Below are 20,272 nucleotides of genomic sequence, written 5' to 3' on the forward strand. Positions count from 1 at the left end.
GCTCAGGACCGCGCGACCCAGTCGACCACGAGATCGGCAAGCGCTGCCGCGTTCGCAATGGCAGAAATGGCAAGGTCGCCTTTGCGAGGCTTCAGCGCGCCGCCGGACCAGTCGCGGTAGGCGACTGGCCTCGTCGCCTGTCTGGCAGTCTCGACGAGAGGATGGCCGAAGACGGGCTGCTCAAAATCGGTGAGGATCCAGCCCGGATTGTGCGGTCTCAGGACATTGCCAAGTTCGTCCGCAGTAATCGCGCCCGTGACGAAGATATTGGGCCGTGACATCAGCCGATCATCGCCGCAGGTCGCCCCGGCGATAACGATCGGTAGCGATGGTTCGCGCCCCCACAGACAATCGGCCAATGTTTTTATCATGCGCATGGATGCGAGCGTTGGCGTCGAGGGAACGATTACAAGGGATTTATCATTGGCCGAGATCGGCGGCAGTGTCAGGAAACATGTGGGCCAGTCATGCAGCACGATCTTGCGATCGGGCCACCTGCTTTGGGCATAGGCCTCTGCCATTTTGCTGGGAACGAAAAGTGGAGTTGTGCAGGAGGGCAGGGAACCAATCTCGCCAATGCTCTCTGATACCAGCCAGCGATCGATCGGAACATCGAGGCACCGGATCAGCTCGATGAGCCGCGGCGGCGGGTTTGGCTCAAGGATCTCAATACGCATCGGGGATAGCCGCCTCAGGATGTCGCCAGAGCTGGCGAGATTTGCCTCTGCGTCGAACCTCAAACGCATGGTCTGCGGCAAACCTCCGTCGGCAGCTCGGAGATGAAGCACGTTGTTGTCCCGCGAGAGCAGGACCGTGCGCTCGCCATGCAGGCGGAGATGGCGTATTCGCGCGTCCGTTACGGCAGGGCAGGTCCGCTCGCCCGCGAGAACTAGTACCGATGGCTCAGCCGGCCATGGCAGCGCACGCTCAAGCGCGGCGCGCGCCGGCCGTAACGGATCGGCGATTTCAAAGGCGCGGCATTCCTCCCGGTAGTCTGGGAATCGCTGGTCTAAAAAGCTGAGATTGCGAAGCACGAGACCTCGCTTCTCCTCTTGAAAAGATTTCGAGCCGTGATGTCCGACATAGACCGACGGCGCGCAAACATTCCGGAAGCCGTTGGTCCGCGCGCGGAGGCAGAGATCGATGTCTTCGAGATAACCGCGATCGAATTTGTCCGAGAGCTCGCCCACACTGTCGAGGCAGGCGCGTGTAATATAGAGGCAAAATCCGATGCCGCTTGCGACATCGATCGCTTTCCCTGCATTCGTTGCGCTGGCGACGTGATCGATCGCGACAATCTCGTCATAGCGCTGCATCGGATTAACGTCGTTCGGCGTTGGAAAGGAAAAGATGTCGCCGTTGTTGGAAAGTGGTGTGACGGTTCCGATGTTTGGCGCCGAATACGCCACGTCGGCCAACCGATCGACGAAGCCGGGCGGAACGAGCGTATCGGAGTTGAGCAGTACTACGTCGCCCCTCTGGATCTCCTTCAGCGCCCGATTGATCGCGCCGACAAAGCCGAGATTGACCGGGTTTACGAGGAGACGAATCTTGCGTTTCGTCGCAAGCTCGCTCAGATGGCGCTGCAGCTCCACTTCCGGGCTGGCATCGTCGATGGCGAGAACCTGAAAGGCGTCCTTACCAGTTCCTTGTGGACGCCTTGCCTTGTCGAGGCTCTCGAAGCATTCGATCGTTGCCCGCGCATCTGCATAGACGGGGACGATAACGGTCGGCAGGTCGACGTTCGGGCCTATTCCAATGGAAGGATCGCGAGCGGCTCGGAGGTTCATCGTCGAAGTGAGGTTAGGCGCCACGCGTCGAACCTGGACGACGTCTTCGCCGCATCTCAGCGTCACGATTTGAGCTGTCGTGGACGGTGGCCGCCGAACCAAGAAGGTTGTTGCCTGCACATCTGCGCTCGCCAGCGCGTGAAACGGATTGGGTTCGAGAATGCTCGTCAGCGTGCCGTCTTCGGTTGCGAGGCTCACTTCGACGAAGAGGGCGTTGGTCCAGGCGACCCAGCCCGTCACGTGATTGTCGAACACAGAGCAGGCCGCCCAATGACGGCCCCCGGCACGCCGCAGCTCCGCGATGGCAGCTCGAAGGATGGCCAGATTGCCTTCGCGGCATATTAGTTGAGCGGCTGCGCCCAGTCGCCGTTCGTCGGCGGCCCACGCCAGCATCCGGCGGTTGGCGCCGACATCATAAGGATCGACAAGACGCGCCCGCGCAAGATCGGACAGCGCAGCTTCGGTAAGTCCGAGCCTCCAAGCAGCTTCGGCGCGGAGAACGAAGCAGTGAGCTGCTGGTGGAGGCGAAACTCGAATGCGTCGATCGGCGTATTTGTGCGCCGTCGCAAACTCCTGCGTAGTCAGCGCCTCGGCTGCGAGGCGTTCGAGCGCGATATGCGCGTGAGGCCCGACAAGCAAGGAAACATCGAGATTCTTGCGATGGTGGTCTAGCCCGGCCGAACGCTCACCCACGCTACGCGGCTCCATTTCGGATTGCCTCTAGCCGATGGAGCTCTCTTGGCGCGCCCGGCTGCGGAAGACGCGGACCCGGCTGGAGCCGACCGGCTTTGGTGACGGTTTTGCGGGAACGACGATATTGTCCGGGGCTGCTAACCGGTTGATGCCGATGCGAATGCCAACCAGAGGCTCGCGGCCGGTCGGCCCCGACAGCACGACGCGTTTGCCGAGGGCGCGCAAGGTCGGCGCGTTCAAGAACGTCGCTTCCGCCACGAACTCGAATCCCCCGGCGCCACTGATTTGCAGCACGACCCCTGTAATCGGTAAGGCTCGTCCACGCGTGCCCGCATAGGTCCCGAGCAACACCATTTTGCCGCTCCCCGCCTGGCCAATGGGGAATTGGACCGCATAGCGAATATCGAGACCCGCCGGCTTCTCCTGCCATTCAAGGGCAATTCCTTCGATGCGCGATGGCGCCGTTGGACCTGCAATCCATGCGTTAGACGCGACGACGACATCGCCGCGACCTGCGACGTGTCCGAGGATCTTGATACCGTCCACTGCAACATTTGCATGCACGGCCGCGCTCTCACCTTGCGCAGCGAGCGGCGCTCGGCCGGACTGAATCGGTTCGATACGAACCATCGCCGCGCGCGATCCCCCGGGTCGCATCGGCTCAACCTGAATCTGCAACATGCCGGGTGTGTTGACCCGAACCATCAGACCCGCATTCGGCTCCCAAAGTGTCGGCTCGGTTGCGTCGGGATGCATGATGAGCGCCATGCGCTCTTCATGTCCCCGCGTCGGTACAACCGTCACGCGCGGCGGCGAAGCGAGATCGTCCGCACTCTTGTAGCTCACGAAGAAGAGTCCCCGATCTAGGCTTACGACTTTCTGCTGCTCAACATCGGCCATCATTGCCCCCAATCAGATGAACGAGATAAATTTCTTCTCGACTTAACGATCCTGCGTGATCGCCTGAGATTCGGAGCGTCGCTGCGACGAACCGGCCTCCTTAGGAAGGGCCCCTCAAGCGAATGGCGGGGACACCAATTCGGCAACAGAGATTGGCGCAGGTATTCAGTTTCTGCGCTGAGCAGCTCCGCTATCTGACGAAGCCTGTCATTCTCGCCCCTCAATAGCGCGATAACACCAGCGATGTCATCGGCGTCGATCAAGTGGGAACGGCGGCATTGTGACTCAGAGTTGACGTGGGATTGCTTGGTACTCATCAGAATGCTCACAGTCCAACCGCATGTAAGCAGCTTATCAAACACAACACGGGAGGGAAACAACCAAAGCTGTCATGCGTTTGTCATGTTCACCTAATCTGTGACAGCAAAATACAATTCGAGCCCTGGAGAGCCGAAGGTGATACAGCAGTTTAGGATCGGGAACTGCCGATTGCACCCATTTGCGTTGATCACGCCCAGACCTTGCCGATGAAAATTCTGTTCGTTCACAACAATTTTCCGGCTCAGTACCGCAACATAGTGGCTGCCTTAGCCAGGGAGCCTGGCTTTGAACTTGTTGCCGTCGGCGCGCCGACTTCAAGATCGCTTCCATCCGTCAAATTGATCCGATATGCACTTCCAAAAGCTGATATCTCGGGAACGCATCCGTTTGCGCGACGCTTCGATATAGAGTGTCGGCGCGCGGAGCAGGTGCTGTACAGTCTTTCGAGCTTACAGATGTCCGGGTTCTCGCCTGATCTGATCCTCGCACACCCCGGATGGGGCGAGACCCTGCCGTTGCGCTCCATCTTTCCAAAGGCACGATTGCTCGTTTATTGCGAATTCTTTTACGGGGCCGAGGGGCGGGACATCGGGTTTGACCCGGAATTTCCGGTGCCCGGACTTGATGGCCACATTGGGCTTCACGTGAAGAATGCGACGACTCTGCTCGCGCTCGAGGATTGCGAAATGGGGATCTCGCCAACGAGATGGCAGAAATCCACCTTTCCCCCACATTATCAAAGCAAGATCGACGTGATCCATGAGGGCATCGACACTTTGCGCATGCGGCCGAACCCCCACGCGCGCCTGACACTACCGAATGGCCAGTACCTTCGCCCTTCCGACGAGGTCGTGACGTTTGTCGCGCGAAATCTCGAGCCGCTGAGGGGCTACCATATCTTTATGCGGGCGCTGCCGGAGATCTTGAGATGCCGGCCGAACGCGCAAGTCATCATCATCGGCAGGAGTGGCGTGTCCTACGGTCTGCCGCCACCGACGGGTACGACCTGGAAGTCAACCTTCCTTGCTGAGGTGCGTGATCGCCTCGACTTATCCCGTGTACATTTCCTGGGCGGCGTGGCGTATGAAACCTTCATTGCAGCCCTTCAGGTATCATCCGCACACGTCTATTTTACCTACCCTTTCGTACTGTCCTGGTCGATGTTGGAAGCGATGAGTGCGGGATGCCTAGTGATCGGTTCTGACACGGCGCCGGTGCGCGAGATCATCCGCTCCGGCGACAACGGTTTGCTTGTCCCATTTTTCGCGGTGGACGAGCTTGCTGAACGGATTATTGACGCGCTGGCGCAGCCAACAAGGTTCTCCGAGCTGCGCGCGGCCGCCCGCCACCACGTGATTGATCATTATGATGCGGAGCAGGTCTGCGTGCCGCGGATGCGTCTTCTTCTGAATCAAAGACTGGGTGCGCCTCCTCCGGGCGGCACTTGCGTCTACGCACCGGCCGGTTGCAATGACGCATAAAGCCGCCGAATGAGCCGCACTTCTGACCAGACCTGCATGTGTGGATGGCTGCCGCGGTGCAAGGGTTTTGTTTGAGCAATGCGCGAAAAGTTGGCGGCTTGCATGTGCCCGGCCTACGTAAGAGGCGGCACGTTTGGCCGCCGGCCCAGATGAGGTCCGCGGATCGGATCCATAACAAACTGACGCGCTTAGGGCGCCTACAGGTCTACTGGGTGTCCCAATCTCGTCTATCACTGTCGCGTCATCTTCCCATTCAGCGCCGATGCACCACGACCGCCAGGACCCGGCTGGTCCGGCCGGCCGATACTTATGCCGTGCGGTAGGTCTCTCTCGCGTCATCACTGCCCAGATGACCCTCGCCATTTTGTTGGCCAGGGCGACTGCAGCGAGTTTGATCGGCTTGCGAGCGATAATGCGCCCCAGCCAACTTTGAGCGAAGTTCTGCTTACCCCGCGACCAGAGTGTCGTGGACATAGCGCCAATGACGAGGAGCCGGCGGATAGTGCGATCGCCCATTTTCGTGATGCGGCCCAGCCGCTCTTTGCCACCACTCGAGTTCTGACGTGGCACAAGTTCACGAGCCTCGCAGGCTGGAACAAACGGGATCAGCTAAAGGCCGGATCCCGCCGTTCGTAGCTTGCGCCGGGCTTAGTCATCACTACCCATGCGATCCGCGCAATCTTTGCCGCCAAGGCGACGGTGACCTTGTTAGTGTGTGAGCGTCATGCAGGGACCACGCGCTAAGGGCTGATCTGGTCGGCTAGAAGATCTCGCGGAATGGTTGGTCGCGAGGTCACAATGTCGAAGGATAGTCGTAAGAATAGCGATAAGGATAGGCATACGCCTATCCTCGAACACGGCGCCGACACGCTGCGGCGTGTCGAAATCATCACCGGGACGGGCCGGCGTCGGCGCTGGTCGACCGATGCGAAGGCGGCGATTGTCGCGGAGAGTTTCGCGCCGGGTGCAAGCGTGTCCGCGGTGGCACGAGGACACGACATCAGCCCAAGCCTGTTGTTTCTGTGGCGTCGTCAGACCACGCGGGTGAAGCTCGCGGAGCGCCGGGACGGAGATGTGCCACCTGGCTTTGTGCCGGTCGCGATCACTGGCTGCGGCGGCGAATTGTCGTCGCGCGAAGAGCAGGCAGCAATTGAGATCCAAGTCGGCGCGGTTCGCATCCGTGTCAGGGGGACGGTCGACCGGCGGGCGCTGTGCGAGGTGCTTGCGGCAGTCGGGACGGTTGGTCGATGATCGGGCTCCGACCTGGGTTGTCGATCTGGATCGCGACGCAGCCGATCGATTTCCGTCGGGGATGGACTCACTGGCGATGCTGGTGAGCGAGGCGTTTGGGGCCAATCCGTACGACGGCGGACTTTATGTCTTCCGGTCCAAGCGCCGAGATCGCGTGAAGATCCTGACCTGGGACGGAAGCGGCCTTGTCCTTTACTACAAAAGAATCGAGGGGCAGTTCACCTGGCCGCCGATCAAGGAAGGCGTCATGCCGCTATCTCATGCTCAACTCTCGGTGCTGCTCGATTACGCATGTTGATGCCCCTCCTCGTGAGGCTCAGTGATTCTGAGATCGAGCTGATCGAGTTCATGATTGCGTAGTTTTCGAACAGCCTCAATCACGCGCGACGTGTTGGAGAACAGATGTGCGCCGGAAGGATGACGATCGATCAAAAGGCGCCCTTGCCTGATCTGGACGTAGAGCCAGTTCACGGGAATGTTCAATACGCCTGCAAGTTGCTGTGCGCTGAGCAAGTCGGTTGAATGCCGCCATCGTGTACGTTGCTCGGTAAGCCCCTTGAGGCCGGCGTGCAAGCGAATGCGCTGAACGGTGATCGGCAGCACCTTGTCGGGGCAATTTGGTGACCGGTGTCCTTCGCTCGTCAACTTGGCAGCGATCTCGTCGTCGTGCATCTTGGCGCGGGCGAGCTCAAGCACGCGTTCTCGCATCTCCGCGCCTTGGGTAAGATCGGCTACTGAGTTGACGCGCATCTTTACCTCGATGTCGGTGACGGCTCCGCCGCGCCAGACGATCCTCATTCTGACGACGTCGTGCTCGCCGCGGTCGAGGATCACCTTGTCAATAAGACAGCGCAGCAGCGCCTTGCGTTTCGCGTCGGTCGTGCCCGGGTCCGTCCAGATCTCAGGCAGACGGCCGGAGAGGCGGACGACTTTGTCGTTCAGCACCTTGTTGCCGACGGTGATCTGAGCGATAGCCTGGGGAGACTTCAAACGGGCCAGGGCCTCCTCTGCCACTCGGACCTCCTTCAGAGCCACCTCCCAACGGCACTCGAGTTCGGCGGCGACAAGCCGGTTGTCAGGATCGACGCGGTGGAACTGACGTTCGGCGAGCGCTGCTTCATAGCGCCGGCGTTCGAGCTGCTGCTCGGCACCGCTCTGCATTGCTTTGTACGCCTGTTGCTGAGCGCGACGAGCGCACGACAATGCGTCGATCTCGGCCGGCGCCAGCGCTGTGAGGAACGCTTGCGCCACGGCGGCGTCGACGCGGCGAGCACGGATGTATTGACATGCCGGCAGCCCTTGATGCGAATGCAAGTGATTGCAGACGTACTCGGCTCCCCCCTTGTAGCGAGCGTACATCTTGTGACCGCATCTTCCGCACCATGCGATGCCTTGCAGCAGTAGTTCGCCCTCACGTGGAGCACCCCTGGTCTTGTTGCGCATGTATTCTGCTCGGTTGTCGCTGACGATGCCCCTGATCTTCTCGTAGCTTTGCCAGGCGATATAGGGAGGATAGCGGTCCTTGACGATGATCCGCCATTGCTCGATCGGCTTTGGCACCTTCGTCGGCAATCTTCCGTCCGACGGTCGGCGCAGTCGTGTCCGTCCGTAGACGAAGGCGCCCGCATAGGCAGGATTCTTCAGAATCGCTGCGACCGCGGATGTCGTCGCCCGCGCCCACTGCAGATCGCCGTGACGATCGCGGCGCGGCAGCTCCAGACCACGGTCGTTGAACTCACGCATGACCTTGGCAATGGTGCGCACTTTTAGGAAGGTCTCGAACAACAGCTCGAGCCGTTCCTGCACCTCCAGATTCGGGTCCTTGACGACGACGCCAGACGGATCGCGGACAAGGCCGATCGGTAAGGTGAGCGCAAGCTCACCGCGCTCCGCCTTGGCAAGAAGACCAGCCGTCAATCGACTACGTATCGTATGGAGCTCGAGCTCCGATATCGTCCCCTTTAGGCCAAGCAGCAGTCGACCATTCGCGCTGCCAGGGTCATAGACGCCGTCACGGTCGGCGATGAGGCAGCCGTGCAGCCCGCAGATATCGAGCAGCGGATACCAATCCGAGCAATTGCGGGCGAGGCGCGTCACGTCGATCGACAGGATCAGACCAACCTCTTTGAGCCCAACACGTCCGACCAACTCCTTGAAGCCGCTGCGCTGAGCCGCCGACGCTCCACTGATGCCGAGATCAGCGTCGATGACGTCGATGCCAGCTTCGGGCCAGCCGAGCTCGATGGCGCGTTGGCGAAGCGCGTATTGCAATCGCAGACTCTCTTGGTTGGTCACCACCTGATGGGTCGTCGATTGCCGGATGTACACGACCGCCCGTCGCGCCAGGTGTATCGGTTTGATCAGCTCGGAGTTCATGACTTGCCTCCGCCAGCACCGCGGCGACCTCGCTGACGATTTGGCGCTGCAGTGTCGTTGACAGCGTGGCCCAAAGGTCTTTTGGATCGATCGGCATCGTGTTCGAGCTGCTCAACCAGAGAGGTCAGATCGTGTAGTGCCTCGACGCTCAGCTTCGTTCGATTCTCCATCGACATCCGTGGTTCGGTCGCCGCGACCGGAATCAAAAGGCTGGCACCGTCTCGATATTCGACCTCGTACGAAAGCGGGAAGCCCCCGCCACGATGAACCGAGCGGCGAATGACGCGGAACGTGCGGCCGAACAGCGGATGCGTCGGTTCGAACACTGTAACTTCGATGGCAGGTGATTCGTCAGACTCCCCAGAGGGGATATTTCGATGTGCCCTCGCTTGACGGGTTGGAGTGGACGCGTGTCTCGCCCAAGCCTGTGAAGCAGCTGGCCGTTGTTGGGTGAGAGGAGAGGAGTTCGCTGGAGCATGGAGCGCGCGCATGTATCGTCTGATCATGGCGATTCGTCCCGACGCTCTCCCGACCGACCCGGCGTCTCTGACCGAGATGGTGCTCGCGCTTGATGCCGAGAACGAGAAGCTGCGCGTGGCCATGCAGACACTCAGGGAGATGATCTTCGGGAAGCGTTCGGAGAGGCTTGCGGTGCTCGTCGACGAGCAACTGGCGCTCGAGCTGGATGATCTTCAAACCGACGCCACACGGCCTGCACCGGCCAACGACGATGCGCCCGCGGCGAAGTCGCCCGACAGACCACGCAGGAGAGCGCGCCGCAACATCGGTGCGCTGCCCAAGCACCTGCCGCGTTGTGAGCAGGTGCTGGAGCCGGAGGCGACCGCGTGCCCGTGCTGCCAGGGCCAGCTTCACAAGATTGGCGAGGACGTCAGCGAGGTGCTGGACGTGATCCCGGCGATGCTGCAGGTGCTGCGGACGGTCCGTCCCAAGTACGCCTGCCGCAGCTGCACCGATGGCGTGGTCCAGGCGAAGGTACTGCCACGCCTGATTGAGAGCGGCATGGCCTCGACGGCACTCGTGAGCCACGTGGTGGTCTCGAAGTTCGCCTGGTATCTGCCGCTGTACCGGCAGGTGCAGATCCTGGCCGGCCAGGGCATCCAGCTTGACCGTGCGACACTCGCCGGTTGGATCAAGCGTGCCGCCTGGTGGCTCAAGAGCCTCTACGAACTCCAGCTGCGGATGATCCAGGCTGCACAGCGCGTATTCTGCGACGAGACGCCGATGCCGGTGCTCGATCCTGGACGACATCGCACCCGCATCTGCCAGTTCTGGGCGCATGCGATGGATGACCGGCCATGGGGCGGGCCCTCGCCGCCGGCGGTTGCCTACGTGTTCGCCAACGGCCGCGGCACGGAGGAGATCGCCGGACAATTGATGGGTTTTTCCGGCATTCTGCAAGTAGATGGTTATGCCGCCTACAAGGCGCTCGCCCGCCATCATGGCGGCGCGATCCAGCTCGCCTTTTGTCTCGCCCATGCCCGCCGCAAATTCGTCGAGGTGTACAAGACGACCCAGTCGCCGTTCGCTCGCGAGGTAATCGAACGCCTGCAGGCAGTCTATGCTATCGAAGCGGAGATCCGTGGCAGGACCGCACGCCGCACCAGGAGCGCACCGTTGATGGCGGCACTCAAGGCGCGATTGACCGGGACGGTGGACCAGCTCTTCTCACAGTCGAAGCTGGCAGAAGCGATCAACTATGCGCTCAATCACTGGGACGGGTTGACACTGTTCCTCCGCGACGGCCGTGTCGAGGTCGACAGCAATACAGTCGAGCGTTCCATGCGCCCGATTGCCATGGGAAGACGCAATTCATTGTTCAGTGGCAGCGAAGGCGGCGCCGAGAGCTGGGCGATCCTGGCTTCGCTCGTGAACACGGCAAAACTCCATGAACTCGACCCGCAGTCCTACTTGACCGATGTGCTGGAGCGCATCGTGTCCGGGCGAACCAAAAGCCATCAGCTGCACGAACTGCTCGCCTGGAACTGGAAGGCGGCGCGCCATCGCACCACACAGGCTGCCGCATGAGCCCGCGTCGCCATAAAACAGCATCGTCGGTGACGTCAGCTACGATGCCGCTTACGGAACTCGAGCGATGGCTCCAGGCTCGCGCCAATCGCCATCCTGTCGCCACCAGCATCCCCATGCTCGACGGCCATGCCGCCGCGATCGTCGCCGGACCGGTGTCAATGAGCCCGATCGACTGGATCTGCCCGCTGCTCGCGATCGACGCCGACGCTTTCAACCACGGCGGCACGCCGGAGTTCGCCGCGATCTCCGCCGTCGCGCTGCGCCACAACGACATCAGCAACACCCTCTCGACCGCGCCCGATCGGTTCGAGCCGATACACCGGCGCGATGTCAATGGCGATATCGATCCGCGCCCGTGGTGCCAGGGCTTCTATGCCGCGATGCAGCTCAGACTGTCCGCGTGGGCGCCGCTGCTGGACGCCGCCAACGTCACTCACGGCCTGCTGCTGCCCATCCTGCTGCACAGTCGCGATGATCAGAGCCGTCCGCTGCTCGGAGCGCCACAAAGCGGTCGCGAGACCAGAAACTTTCTGCCTAACGCTCACGCCGACATCCCAGCGGCCGTCGAGGCCTTGCGCCAATACTGGATGCCGATCCGCTACGCACGCTGATCACCGCGGACGTGGTAGCTCATACCGCTTACGACGCACCGAACCTGTCGCCTGCGGTGATTTCCCGGCTGACGGCGGAGTGGCACGGCGAGTACGAGCGTTGGCAGAAGCGCGATCTGTCGGCGCGGCGATACGTGTACGTGTGGGCCGACGGCGTCTTCCTGCAGGCCCGCATGGAGGACCATGGCGAATGCATGCTGGTGCTGATCGGCGCGACGCCGGAAGGCAAGAAGGAACTGATCGGCTTCCAGGTCGGCGTCCGAGAGAGTTCACAAAGCTGGCGCGAGCTCTTGATCGACGTCAAACAGCGCGGGTTGCAGATCGCCCCGGAAATCGCCGTCGGCGACGGCGCACTCGGCTTCTGGAAGGCGCTCGACGAGATCTTTCCCGGCACGCGGCACCAGCGCTGCTGGGTGCACAAGACCGTGAATGCCTTGGACAAGGTCCCACTCTCAGTGCAGGCCACCATGAAGAAGGATTTGCGCGAGGTCTACTGGGCGCCGAGCCGGGCGTCCGCCGAAGTGGCGATCGACGTCTTCGCCGAGAAATACCGCGCCAAGTACGGCCGGGCGGTCGAATGCCTCGCCAAGGATCGCGACGCGCTGCTCGCCTTCTACGACTTCCCGGCCGAGCATTGGGATCACTTGCGCACGACCAACCCCATCGAAAGCGTGTTCGCGACCGTGCGGCACAGAACCGTGCGGACGAAAGGATCGCTGTCGTCAACGACCGCCAGGCTGATGGTGTTCAAGCTGGTTATCACCGCATCAAAGACCTGGCGGCGGCTCAAAGGCACAAATCAGTTGCCGAAGGTGATTGCAGGTGTCAGATTCAACGACGGCATCGAGGTCATCCACATGCCGGCAAACCACGCCGCCTGATCGCCTCGTCACCCAAAATTCCGCATAGCTCGTCGAACATCGCCAGCACAAAGCTCTCAACAATCGGGCCGAGAAATCTCATCAGCCGATGCGGCGACGCGAGCGGATCGTGAAGCGATTCAAGCCGTCCCGTCAGGCTCAACGGTTTCTGTCCGTTCACGATCAGGTCGCGAACCTTTTCCACATCCCCTATCCCGGAGCCGTCACCGCCGACTTCCGTCGTGTTTCGCGCGAGCGAGCCTTTGCGACTTGGCGCGAAATCTCCACGACAAGCGCTATCGCCGAATCTCGAACCTTTGAGAATCGCCTCCTTCAGCTCGACGGTCGATCAAGTTGACGATACCCTCGTCGTTCTCGCGCCGGCCGCCGCGACGGCGAGTTGATCTGCGGGCGGTGTATCGAAATTAAGTTACGGCGAGCCGTCGCGCAGCTACCCCGCGGAAATTGATGCCTCGCTTTCGCGCGATCGCCGTAAAGTCTTTCGCTTTGAGGGCGTTACGCCTCAACCCAATAGCGCAGCGTTTCGTAAATCCGCACGGTCGGGATGAACGGAATCTTGGCTCCGATGCGGTCTTTGAGCCATTCAGCCAGAATCTCGCTGGTGGGGTTTTCCAAGCCGGGGATCTCATTGAGGTAGCGATGGTCGAGGCTGTTGATGATCGGCCGGACCACGGCATCAAGTTCGGCATAGTCGATGACGAAGCCGCGCCGATCCAACTCTCCGATGATTGAGACCTCGACCTTATAGTTATGACCGTGTAGCCGATGGCACTTGTGATCCACGGGCACCATCGGCAAGCGGTGGGCGGCTTCAAAGCTATATTCTGCGGCAATTCTCACGCGAAGAACCTTGTCCAGGGTGTGCTGCATTGGCAGCGCTATCCAAGCCCCAGCTCCTGAGTGGGATTCTTGGGAGCTGAGGCGGGGCTGCAAGTCGCCTCCTGTAATGGCGCTACCGGCGGCAAGGACCACGTGGCCTTAATCGGCTGGCACCGCATTGACCCATGTCAATTTGGCGGGCCAACCACCATCCGTGTGGCCGAGTCCTACGTTTCTACGAGGCATGTTGCCCGGTCTGCCAACATAGCTCACGAGAGCGAGGCGCCGCGCGGTTACGACGATCTTCGACAATGGCGGCATTGAAGGATTTCGCCAATATCGCGTTCGCTACGTGATCCAGGCAACGGGGCTTTGCTTTCACTGAGAGAGCTGACATCGCCTTGCGATCTGAATTCCATACGATCTCACGTAATGATGCGGCTCAGCGGAGCTTGTTGCTGCTTACAGTTACTAGCCCGTCCTATTCGTGAGAGTGCGGCTTTTGGGCCCGATTGATGCGGCCGCACATCTTGTCTGACGAGGCGCACAGGATTGCCTTCGGCTTTTCGCCGCCTGACGACCGGTACTTTGCAACGCGCTTGAGGGATGGGTTGGGCGAACGGGGGCGGACGCCCCGCCGGTCAAGGACCGAGCGGCAGCAGCGCGCCGGGCAAGCCGCAGATCAGGTCGGCTTCGGGACATGCCGCGGCAAACGCAAGGCGAATGCGGCTCGTGGTCTCGACGACACGGGCGGCGATTTTCAAGAGCCGAAGACGCAGCGTCGCGAACTCGGCAGCGGCCAATTCCCGGACTTTGGGAATGGCGTCGCGCACGGTCAGCATCAGCCAATAAGCGGCCGTATGGAGCACGAGACGGACCTGGTTGGCGAGCGCCGAACGGCAGCTGGTGCGGTCGGAGGCGAGCTGCGTCTTATGCAGCTTGATCAGATTCTCGGCTTGGCCGCGCGCGCAATACAGGCTGTCGTAGATCCACTCGGCCGAGCCGACATCGAGGCTGGTGACGACGAAACGGATGTCGAGGCCGAGCATCGTCGCCTCAATACGGGCGACGGTGCGCCGTTCGCGATCCCAGGACTTTGCCTTGTGGCGGGTCTCGGTATAGCCACGCAGAACCGGCAGGTTCTCGATGGCGCGTCGGGTGCGGATGTCGTCGGCGACCTCGTCGACTTTTCTGGCGAGAGGCTTGGTGCCGGACAGACCGAAGATGTAGTCGATGCCGTTGGTCTCGCACCACGCCATGGCCTCCGGCCGGGCATAGTGCCCGTCGCCACGGAACGTAATTCGCGTGTTGTGCCACCGCGTGCGGATATGCCGTACCAGGCGGCGCAGAAGGGCACGCACCTCGACGCCGCCCGGCGTCTTGCCGGGCCTCAGCACGACCGCCACGGGACGGCTCTTCTCCGTGTCGTAGACGTGGATCGGCAGGAAGCAGCGTTCGTCATAATGAGCGTTGAACAGCGAGAGCTGCTGATGGCCGTGGACGACATCGCAGGTATCATCGATGTCGAGCGTGACGGATGCCGGCTCGCGCGGGTAGCTATCCATCCATGCGTCGACCAAAATGTAGGTCAGTCGGATCACGTCGCGCAGGCGCGGAGCATTCTCCAGCCGCGACAGCGTCGGTTGGGAACACAGATCGCGGCCCGTGTCCGGCAGCCGTCCGCAGGCCAGCTTGAATGCGGGATCGGACCGCAGATGATCGAGGTCGTCGGCGTCCTCGTAGCCGCAGCAGATCGCGAACATGCGCGCGCGGAACATATCGACAAGGCTGTGCACGACCCGCGTCGGATCGCGCCGATCCGGGAACACCCGGGCCAGATTGTCGGCCAAGCCGAGACGCCGCTCGGCCATCGCCAGAAGCATCACGCCCCCGTTCGAGGTCAGGCGACCGCCATCGAAGGCAGCTGTGACTTTCTTGGCGTGAACGGCTGGAAACGAGAAGGGCGGAATCGTATCGTCGGTCATGGCGGGCGTGGCGTTCGCGGTTGAAGGTGATGGGGTGGCTTCGCAACCGAATCCTACGCCGCATCAGCGCTTTACACCACGCTCGCCAGCCCTCAGGCGCACTCTTACGAATAAGACGGGCTAGACACCAACCCAATTCTGTCCAGCACCGTCATCCAACTATCGATATAGAGCTGGCCCCGCAAATTCGGACAGTAGCTTGAGTGGATTTTCTGCCTGACAGCGGCGAGGATTCTTGCTGCGAATCAGGAGCGAAGATGACGAAGAAGAGCCGCCGGACGCATTCTCCGGCATTCAAGGCGAAGGTTGCTTTGGCTGCGGTCAAAGGCGACAAGACACTGGCGGAGCTGGCGCAACTGTTTGATGTTCATCCGAACCAGATCACGATCTGGAAAAACCAGCTCCTGGAAGGCGCCGCCGGCGTGTTTGGGCATGACAAGACATCGGCCGAGACGCCGGTCGATTTGAAGGCGTTACATGCCAAGATCGGCGAGCTGGCGTTGGAAAACGATTTTTTGTCCGGCGCGCTCACCAAGGCGGGCCTGCTGAGCGCAAAGCGATGATCGACCGCGGTCATGATCTTTCTATCGTGCGCCAGGCGAAGGTCCTGAAGCTGGCTCGCAGCACGGTCTACTATGAACCTCGGCCAGTTTCGACCGAGGACCTTGCCTTGATGCGTCGGCTCGATGAGCTGCATCTCGATTATCCCTTCGCGGGAGCGCGTATGCTGCGATCGTTGCTGCGGCGGGAGGGCGTATACGCCGGTCGCCGCCACATCGCGACGCTGATGAAGCGCATGGGGATCGAGGCGGTCTATCGTCGCCCGAACACGAGCAAGCCGGCTCCGGGTCACAAGATCTACCCGTACCTGTTGCGCGGATTGAAGATCGAGCGGCCCGACCATGCGTGGGCAATGGACATCACCTACATTCCGATGCGGCGTGGCTTCGTCTATCTCGCGGCGGTCGTCGATGTGTTCAGCCGACGGGTCCTGGCCCATCGCGTCTCGATCACAATGGAGGCGGCCTTCTGCGTCGAAGCGGTCCAGGAGGCGTTGGCGAAGCACGGCAGGCCCGAGATTTTCAACACGGATCAGGGCAGCCAGTTCACCAGCCTCGAGTTCACCGATGTGCTGCTGGACGCGAAGATCGCCATCAGCATGGACGGCAAGGGCGCCTGGCGCGACAACGTGTTTGTCGAGCGGCTCTGGCGCACGGTCAAATACGAAGAAGTATATCTCCGCGCCTACGACAGCGTGTCCGAGGCGCGAGCGTCAATTGCCAAGTATCTGGCCTTCTACAATCAGGGACGCCCTCACTCGAGCCTTGACGGGCGCACGCCCGACGAGGCTTACTTCGGCACGCAAGCTATGGTGATGGCCGCATGACCGTCGCCGACGGTTTTGTCGTCGCTCTGGTCGGGCTACGCCCTCCCGACGCAACGACAAAACCGTAAAGCCCCGCGTTCAGCATAACCCGGCAGGAATCCACTTAAATCCAGCGGGGCGCTGTCCAAACAACCGGGGCCAGCTCTATCATCAGCCATGATACCGACATTCCTGAGTTGGCTAGACCGATCCTACGGCTGCTCGTCGAGCAGTTGCGATCCCTAAACGAGAAGGTGGCGCTGCTCGACCGAGAGCTCGCCCGGCGCGCCAAGGAGGATGCCGAAGCGAAGCGGCTAATGACGATCCCAGGAATTGGGCCGATCACGGCTACGGCGCTCGTTGCCCTGGCGCCGACAGCCCAGGCCTTCAGGAGGGGACGCGACTTTGCGGCATGGCTGGGGCTTACCCCGCTGCAGCGCGAGCTATGGCGGAATCTGGGTGATGACGGTGTGAGGAAGGCGGCGTATCGAGGCGGGTGACGAGCCTGCCAGAACCTCTCGAGGAGAGCGATACGCCATGACCGAGACTACCAATGTTCTTGCTTTCCGTCAGCCGTCCGCGGTTGATGATCCACTGACCGATATCGTTCGTGCCGGCGCACGGGACCTGCTTGCCAGGGCGATCGAGATCGAGGTTGGCGCGTTTCTGGCCAGCACGGCCAATCTGACGCTGCCCGACGGTCGAGCGCGCCTGGTCCGACATGGGCACGGTCCGGTGCGCGAGATTGCGACCGGCATCGGTCCGGTGGAGGTCGCTCGTCCCAAGGTCCGCGACCGCGGAGCGAGCGGGCCAGGCGACCGCCTCCGCTTCAGTTCGGCAATCCTGCCGCTATGGGCGCGGCGGACGAAGAGCCTGGATGCCTTGATCCCGGTCCTCTATTTGCGCGGCATCTCGACCGGCGACTTCCAGGAGGCGCTCTCGGCGCTGCTCGGCAAGGATGCGCCGAACCTGTCGCCTTCGGTGATCGCCGGCCTGAAGGCCGATTGGCAGGTCGAGTACGAACGCTGGCAGAGACGCGATCTGTCGGCGCGTCGCTATGTCTACATCTGGGCCGATGGCGTGTACCTGCAGGCCCGCATGGAAGATCACAGCGAATGCATGCTGGTGCTGATTGGCACCACGCCGGAAGGCAAGAAGGAGCTGATCGGCTTCCAGGTCGGCGTGCGCGAGAGCGCGCAGAGCTGGCGCGAACTCCTGATCGACCTGCGGCAACGCGGGTTACGGATTGCCCCGCAACTCGCCATCGGCGACGGCGCCCTCGGCTTCTGGAAGGCACTGGACGAGGCCTTTCCCGGCACGCGGCACCAACGATGCTGGTGCCATAAAGTGAGCAACGTACTCGACAAGGTCGCCAAATCCGTGCAGGGCCCCATGAAGAACGACCTGCGGAACATCTATCTGGCCCCACACCGGGCCGAAGCTGAAACCGCGATCGACGTCTTCGTCGAGAAATACCACGTCAAATACGGACGTGCGGTGGAGTGCCTGATCAAGGATCGCCATGCGCTGCTCGCCTTCTTCGACTTCCCTGCTGAGCACTGGATCCACCTACGCAGCTCGAACCCGATCGAGAGCGTCTTCGCCACGGTGCGCCACCGAACGGTGCGGACCAAGGGATCGCTGTCGCAACAAACTGCGAAGCTGATGGTGTTCAAGCTCATCGACGCCGCATCGAAGACCTGGCGGCGATTGAAGAGCACGAACCAGTTGCCGAAAGTCATCGCCGGTGTAAAGTTCATCGACGGAATCGAAGTCATTCCGAACACTGAAAGCCACGCCGCCTGATCAGGCCGCGTCACCCAAAATCAGCCATAGCTCCTGCAGCGCTCCACCGGAGGCAAGCAGAAGCTCGGCAAGACGTCACGTATGGGCGAACGAACCCTGCGACGACTGCTGATCATCGGCGCGAGCGCGGCCGTGCGCTGGGCAATGCGCAAAGGCTCGACAGCGGATCCTTGGCTTGCGCGCATGCTTGCCCTCAAGCCGCCCATGCTGGTGATCGTCGCCCTCGCTAACAAGATGGCGCGCATCGTCTGGGCATTGATGGCGAGAGGCGGAACCTATCGGGCTCCGGCTGCGGCGAAGTAGTTCCGCGGCAGGGACCGTGAGTGTGAGAAGGTCAACCGGAGAGTATGGCGCACGGTCACGAGCAGGAATGGGAGTGTCAGAAGTTTTGTGTAAGAGCGTCTCTGTGAGGGGTTTGCGGGGTCAGCGGACTGACCCCATGGGGTCAGTCCGCTGAGCCTGCAAAGCGCTCGCCGAACTGGATGGCAAACTGGCCCATTGCGGCCGTCCATGCAACCGGTCGTCGCCAATGGATGCCGGCACGATCTCGATCTCGCCGTCGTCCGTCAACAGCGCTTTGCTGCTTGTGCCGTTGCGGCTGTTGCCCGACCCGCGGCCCGCCGGGTCGCCCTTCTCATAGCCAAGGTGGTGGGTCAGTTCCGCACCCAGTGCGCGCTCCAGAAGCGCCTTCTTCAGTCGTCTGAAAAGCCCGTCTTCGCCGGCTAAGTCTTCTGGCTTGAGGCTGCCCCCGGCAAGAAGCTGGTCCAAAATCTCAGGTGAAAAATCCGGAGCCATGTGAGTCTCCTGTCAAAGGTAAACTCACAGAAACCATCTTACACCGAGTTACTGACACCCTCGCAGGAATGGGAAAACCACATCATGGATACGCGCCTCGAGCACGCGAAGTTGAATTGGACCCGTTCCGCGAACTCCCATACGGGCCAGCGGCATGTGACAGCCGCAGCAAAAGGCCGGACACATGTCAGCACCCGACCACGCTCCGCGCTCTTCGAAAGATTCTTCTTGCATCAACGGGGGCGTCCACACATGTCCATGACGAGATGGACGTCGAGTTCACGCGGCACGGCAGCCTCGATCTGGTCGAGGAACTTGCGGAACTCAGCAGCACGGTGGCGTCCATAGCACTTGCCGATGACCCGTCCGCTCGCAATGTTGAGGGCGGCGAACAGCGATGTGGTGCCGTGCCTGGTGTAGTCATGGCTTCTTCGGGCCGGCTGGCCGGGACGCATCGGTAGCATCGGCTGACTGCGGTCCAGCGCCTGGATTTGGGATTTCTCATCCACACATAGAACGATGGCGTGCTCCGGTGGCGAGACGTAGAGGCCCACAACGTCGCGCACTTTGGCCACGATTGGATCGGTCGAGAGCTTGAACGTCTCCATCCGGTGCGGCTGGAGCCCGAAGGCCCGCCAGATGCGTTGCACCGTCGACACCGATTGGCCACTGGCTTTCGCCATGTCGCGGGAACTCCAATGGGTGGCGTTCTTGGGGCAACTCTCCAACGTCCTCACGATCACGGCTTCGATGCGGGCATCGTCAACCGTACGTGGCGCCCCGGAGCGCGGCTCGTCATGCAGCCCGTCCACGCGCCGTCCCACAAAACGCCGCCGCCACTTACCTACCGTCGACCGGTCCAGCCCCAGCTTGGCCGCCACTTCCCTGTTCTGACCGCCTTCCGCACAGGCCAGCACTATCCGGGCTCTCAGAGCCAGCGCCTGCGCCGTCTTCCGCCGCATCGTCAGCGACTTCAGTTCGGCACGCTCTTCATCGCTCAATGTTAGGGGCGCAAGTTGCTGGACCGCCATCAGATCCTCCGTCGCTGCTGCAGCCTCTATCCTTGGCACGGCGACGCGAATCTACTGCGAATCTACGATTGCGAACTTGTGACTCAGGACACTAGTACCCACTTTTCTTGGAACGTG

14 protein-coding genes and 7 pseudogenes are annotated in these 20,272 nt (G+C 61.5%); 11 read left to right on the forward strand and 10 right to left on the reverse strand.

Going from position 1 to position 20,272, the window contains the following annotated elements; translation table 11 throughout:
* Nucleotides 1-2: 2 nt before the first annotated feature.
* Nucleotides 3-2,483: a glycosyltransferase family 2 protein gene (locus ABIF91_RS44690; protein ID WP_208089652.1), complete on the reverse strand. Its 2,481-nt coding sequence runs from the start codon at nt 2,481-2,483 to the stop codon at nt 3-5.
* 27 nt (nt 2,484-2,510) lie between these two features.
* Nucleotides 2,511-3,386, reverse strand: a complete 876-nt coding sequence (locus tag ABIF91_RS44695; protein ID WP_028153754.1) for a hypothetical protein — start codon at nt 3,384-3,386, stop codon at nt 2,511-2,513.
* A 524-nt stretch (nt 3,387-3,910) separates the two neighbouring features.
* Here ABIF91_RS44695 and ABIF91_RS44700 point away from each other — a divergent pair.
* Complete coding sequence (locus ABIF91_RS44700) at nt 3,911-5,185, forward strand: glycosyltransferase family 4 protein (RefSeq protein ID WP_050995308.1); 1,275 nt, start codon at nt 3,911-3,913, stop codon at nt 5,183-5,185.
* Nucleotides 5,186-5,658: 473 nt separating this feature from the next.
* On the opposite strand, the pseudogene ABIF91_RS44705 reads toward ABIF91_RS44700, so the two are convergent.
* Both ABIF91_RS44705 and ABIF91_RS44710 read right to left on the reverse strand, forming a co-directional pair.
* A pseudogene (locus ABIF91_RS44705) lies at nt 5,659-5,758 on the reverse strand (transposase); the annotation flags it as partial.
* Between the two features lie 32 nt (nt 5,759-5,790).
* A pseudogene (locus ABIF91_RS44710) lies at nt 5,791-5,907 on the reverse strand (IS110 family transposase); the annotation flags it as partial.
* Nucleotides 5,908-5,983: 76 nt separating this feature from the next.
* Between ABIF91_RS44710 and tnpA the strand changes: the two are divergent.
* Entirely contained in the window at nt 5,984-6,436 is a 453-nt protein-coding gene (tnpA, locus tag ABIF91_RS44715; RefSeq protein ID WP_060913208.1) for an IS66-like element accessory protein TnpA, read from the forward strand.
* Nucleotides 6,426-6,734 (forward strand): IS66 family insertion sequence element accessory protein TnpB, encoded by a 309-nt coding sequence (gene tnpB, locus ABIF91_RS44720; RefSeq protein WP_157783827.1) that lies wholly within the window; start codon nt 6,426-6,428, stop codon nt 6,732-6,734. Before tnpA ends, tnpB begins: the two co-directional genes overlap by 11 nt.
* On the opposite strand, the gene ABIF91_RS44725 is transcribed toward tnpB, so the two are convergent.
* Together ABIF91_RS44725 and ABIF91_RS44730 are read right to left on the reverse strand one after the other, a co-directional pair.
* The gene (locus ABIF91_RS44725; protein ID WP_424579900.1) at nt 6,722-8,812 is read right to left on the reverse strand and encodes a recombinase family protein; all 2,091 of its coding nucleotides are present in this window, start codon (nt 8,810-8,812) and stop codon (nt 6,722-6,724) included. The two genes, tnpB and ABIF91_RS44725, sit on opposite strands and share 13 nt — an antisense overlap.
* Entirely contained in the window at nt 8,809-9,138 is a 330-nt protein-coding gene (locus ABIF91_RS44730; RefSeq protein ID WP_035696893.1) for a hypothetical protein, read from the reverse strand. Before ABIF91_RS44730 ends, ABIF91_RS44725 begins: the two co-directional genes overlap by 4 nt.
* A 178-nt stretch (nt 9,139-9,316) precedes the next feature.
* Between ABIF91_RS44730 and tnpC the strand changes: the two genes are divergently transcribed.
* The 4 genes and pseudogenes from tnpC to ABIF91_RS44750 form a co-directional block, all read left to right on the forward strand.
* Nucleotides 9,317-10,858: an IS66 family transposase gene (tnpC, locus tag ABIF91_RS44735; RefSeq protein WP_424579912.1), complete on the forward strand. Its 1,542-nt coding sequence runs from the start codon at nt 9,317-9,319 to the stop codon at nt 10,856-10,858.
* 44 nt (nt 10,859-10,902) lie between these two features.
* Nucleotides 10,903-11,472 carry a YecA family protein gene (locus ABIF91_RS44740; protein WP_035718258.1) on the forward strand — a complete coding sequence of 190 codons (570 nt, stop codon included), beginning with the start codon at nt 10,903-10,905 and terminating at the stop codon, nt 11,470-11,472.
* A pseudogene (locus tag ABIF91_RS44745) lies at nt 11,427-12,353 on the forward strand (IS256 family transposase); the annotation flags it as partial. The gene ABIF91_RS44740 and the pseudogene ABIF91_RS44745, both read left to right, overlap by 46 nt.
* 31 nt (nt 12,354-12,384) lie before the next feature.
* Nucleotides 12,385-12,736 (forward strand): annotated as a pseudogene (locus ABIF91_RS44750) (DDE-type integrase/transposase/recombinase); the annotation flags it as partial.
* Between the two features lie 112 nt (nt 12,737-12,848).
* Here ABIF91_RS44750 and queD read toward each other — a convergent pair.
* Nucleotides 12,849-13,223 carry a 6-carboxytetrahydropterin synthase QueD gene (gene queD, locus ABIF91_RS44755; RefSeq protein ID WP_051393948.1) on the reverse strand — a complete coding sequence of 125 codons (375 nt, stop codon included), beginning with the start codon at nt 13,221-13,223 and terminating at the stop codon, nt 12,849-12,851.
* Nucleotides 13,224-13,813: 590 nt separating this feature from the next.
* On the reverse strand, nt 13,814-15,157 hold the full coding sequence (locus tag ABIF91_RS44760; protein ID WP_424578699.1) for an IS1380-like element ISBdi2 family transposase: 1,344 nt from the start codon (nt 15,155-15,157) through the stop codon (nt 13,814-13,816).
* A 257-nt stretch (nt 15,158-15,414) separates the two neighbouring features.
* On the opposite strand from ABIF91_RS44760, the gene ABIF91_RS44765 reads away from it, so the two are divergent.
* The 4 genes and pseudogenes from ABIF91_RS44765 to ABIF91_RS44780 all read left to right on the forward strand — a co-directional run.
* A protein-coding gene (locus ABIF91_RS44765; protein ID WP_424579913.1) for an IS3-like element ISRj2 family transposase occupies nt 15,415-16,544 on the forward strand; the annotation gives its coding sequence in 2 pieces (ribosomal slippage) (nt 15,415-15,667 and nt 15,667-16,544; 1,131 coding nt in all).
* Nucleotides 16,545-16,705: 161 nt separating this feature from the next.
* A pseudogene (locus ABIF91_RS44770) lies at nt 16,706-16,960 on the forward strand (transposase); the annotation flags it as partial.
* Between the two features lie 100 nt (nt 16,961-17,060).
* Nucleotides 17,061-18,329, forward strand: coding sequence for an IS256 family transposase (locus tag ABIF91_RS44775; RefSeq protein WP_038952271.1), 1,269 nt, complete (start codon nt 17,061-17,063; stop codon nt 18,327-18,329).
* Between the two features lie 36 nt (nt 18,330-18,365).
* Nucleotides 18,366-18,632 (forward strand): annotated as a pseudogene (locus tag ABIF91_RS44780) (transposase); the annotation flags it as partial.
* 120 nt (nt 18,633-18,752) lie between these two features.
* Here ABIF91_RS44780 and ABIF91_RS44785 read toward each other — a convergent pair.
* Nucleotides 18,753-19,124, reverse strand: a complete 372-nt coding sequence (locus tag ABIF91_RS44785) for a transposase (protein ID WP_424579901.1) — start codon at nt 19,122-19,124, stop codon at nt 18,753-18,755.
* Nucleotides 19,125-19,378: 254 nt separating this feature from the next.
* Nucleotides 19,379-20,155 (reverse strand): annotated as a pseudogene (locus tag ABIF91_RS44790) (IS630 family transposase); the annotation flags it as partial.
* Nucleotides 20,156-20,272: the final 117 nt, after the last annotated feature.

The organism is Bradyrhizobium sp. USDA 241 (genome assembly GCF_049739505.1).
In the GTDB taxonomy this organism is placed as follows: Bacteria; Pseudomonadota; Alphaproteobacteria; order Rhizobiales; family Xanthobacteraceae; genus Bradyrhizobium; species Bradyrhizobium liaoningense.

What these genes read in the sequence shown, in the direction of transcription:
- ABIF91_RS44695 (WP_028153754.1), bottom strand. Translation starts at nt 3,386, where the DNA reads ATGATGGCCGATGTTGAGCAGCAGAAAGTCGTAAGCCTAGATCGGGGA.
- ABIF91_RS44700 (WP_050995308.1), top strand. Translation starts at nt 3,911, where the DNA reads ATGAAAATTCTGTTCGTTCACAACAATTTTCCGGCTCAGTACCGCAAC.
- tnpA (WP_060913208.1), top strand. Translation starts at nt 5,984, where the DNA reads ATGTCGAAGGATAGTCGTAAGAATAGCGATAAGGATAGGCATACGCCT.
- ABIF91_RS44725 (WP_424579900.1), bottom strand. Translation starts at nt 8,812, where the DNA reads ATGAACTCCGAGCTGATCAAACCGATACACCTGGCGCGACGGGCGGTC.
- tnpC (WP_424579912.1), top strand. Translation starts at nt 9,317, where the DNA reads ATGGCGATTCGTCCCGACGCTCTCCCGACCGACCCGGCGTCTCTGACC.
- ABIF91_RS44740 (WP_035718258.1), top strand. Translation starts at nt 10,903, where the DNA reads ATGCCGCTTACGGAACTCGAGCGATGGCTCCAGGCTCGCGCCAATCGC.
- queD (WP_051393948.1), bottom strand. Translation starts at nt 13,223, where the DNA reads ATGCAGCACACCCTGGACAAGGTTCTTCGCGTGAGAATTGCCGCAGAA.
- ABIF91_RS44760 (WP_424578699.1), bottom strand. Translation starts at nt 15,157, where the DNA reads ATGACCGACGATACGATTCCGCCCTTCTCGTTTCCAGCCGTTCACGCC.
- ABIF91_RS44775 (WP_038952271.1), top strand. Translation starts at nt 17,061, where the DNA reads ATGACCGAGACTACCAATGTTCTTGCTTTCCGTCAGCCGTCCGCGGTT.
- ABIF91_RS44785 (WP_424579901.1), bottom strand. Translation starts at nt 19,124, where the DNA reads ATGGCTCCGGATTTTTCACCTGAGATTTTGGACCAGCTTCTTGCCGGG.